1 protein-coding gene is annotated in these 1,610 nt (G+C 49.9%); it reads right to left on the reverse strand.

What is annotated here, in order from left to right; genetic code table 11:
• Nucleotides 1-65: 65 nt before the first annotated feature.
• Nucleotides 66-1,487: an IS5 family transposase gene (locus ACTQ1N_RS12595; protein ID WP_441956999.1), complete on the reverse strand. Its 1,422-nt coding sequence runs from the start codon at nucleotides 1,485-1,487 to the stop codon at nucleotides 66-68.
• Nucleotides 1,488-1,610 lie beyond the last annotated feature (123 nt).

Raw genomic sequence — 1,610 nt, forward strand, 5'->3', positions numbered from 1 at the left:
TTAGTGTCTGCTCAACAAAGCCTCTCCCAAAATCACGAACAACTTTGGATACCCGCGGAGAGAGGTTACGCTGCTTCGAATTCGATGAAATGGATGGAATCTGATCCGCTTTCGCTTTCCGCAAAATAAAGCAAAAAAATATTTCCGGCAGGGATTGCGAATAGATTCGTCACAAACACCGACAGGGCAATCGATGACAGCGTTGTATCCGACAGTCTGGTCATGATCAGCCCTGCGCCACTGCAACGCTTGTCCAGGCTGAAGAAGCGTTCCACTTCGATCCGGTCTGTATTGTCCTGGTATTCCTCTTTGGTAGACGCTTTTCTGGACGGCCTGCCAAGTTTAGGCCCTGACATCCGGATTCCATGTTCTTTGCAATAATCGCGGTTCTTCCGCGCCCGGTAGATCTGGTCAACCAGCGCCCTTGCGGGATAATGCCCGGTGCGCTGGTAGTACGCTTCAACCGCCTTCTGGAACACAGAGCTTTCATTATACGGGTCAAACTGGATCTTTTCCAGCCGGGCATGGCCTTTCTCGTCAATGCTGACATCATACTTTGCGCCAAATTCCGTCGGGTTCTTTGCTTTTCCCCGGACAATCGGCCGAAGGTATGGCTGGCTGATACTGACAATCCGGCCTTCAACGCGGTGTGTATGATTGTCAAACATGTACTTCTGCTGACGGTACAGTTCCATGATCGTCAGATAGAAGTCGGCATACTTTGCCGGCAGGGCATACCCTTCCGCCATATATGCCTCAAGGTATCCAAGATCACGGCGGAGGCACTCCAGCTGCTTGCGGATCAGGGAACGCAGCTTTTTCGTCGTACGTTTCTTGCTCTTTGCAACAGCCAGGTATTCCCTGCGTGCTACTTCCCGGTAGGTTCTCGGTTTCTTCCACGGGGCATAAGTTTTATGGAAGTAATCGATCATCTCCTCGAGCTTCACACGCCCGTCATTCAAGAGCACAAAGTCCTGCGGATACTTTATGTTTGATGGCGAGCACGTAGCGTCAAGGATAAACGTCCCGCTGTTTTCCCCGTCTTCTGACACACAAACCTTATCCCCTGTGTGTTCGGGCGTAGCACCAGCCTTTCCGAGAAACAGCTCGTTTGCCCGCGTCAGGAAGCTGACGTTGAGCCTCTTCCGAAATGCGACCAGCGATGTTGCCTCAAAAGGGCACTTATGCGAGTACTGCTGTATGCCCAGGAAGTACTGTAGATACGGGTTCTCGGCGATCTCTTTCACAAGCGCGCGGTCGGACAGCTTTTTGCGTTTCTGGATAATGAGGGCCCCAAGCGCCATCCTCAGAGGTTTCGCCGGGTGTCCTTTGTGGGAGGGAAACAGACTGGCGTACACTTTTTCAAGTGCGCCCCAGTCGATTCGTGTTGAGAGAACAACCCACTCGTTTTTCTCCTCAAGCTGCATCCCACAGCTCTGATTGAAGTCGAAAAAGGTGATTTGGTGCTCTGTAACTGTCTTATACATGGCTGGCTGACCCTTAAATGCAAAGATAAACAGCAATAGTTAAAATATCTTTGCATTCATTATAACATATATGATGATAAAAACCATATTTTATAGCGTCATTTAATTAATCAGCAGACACTA

Source organism: Porcincola sp. LCP21S3_C12 (assembly GCF_052118625.1).
GTDB lineage: Bacteria > Bacillota > Clostridia > Lachnospirales > Lachnospiraceae > Porcincola.

Bases quoted from the DNA above. Each gene is read 5' to 3' on its own strand.
- ACTQ1N_RS12595 (WP_441956999.1), bottom strand. From the start codon at position 1,487: ATGTATAAGACAGTTACAGAGCACCAAATCACCTTTTTCGACTTCAAT.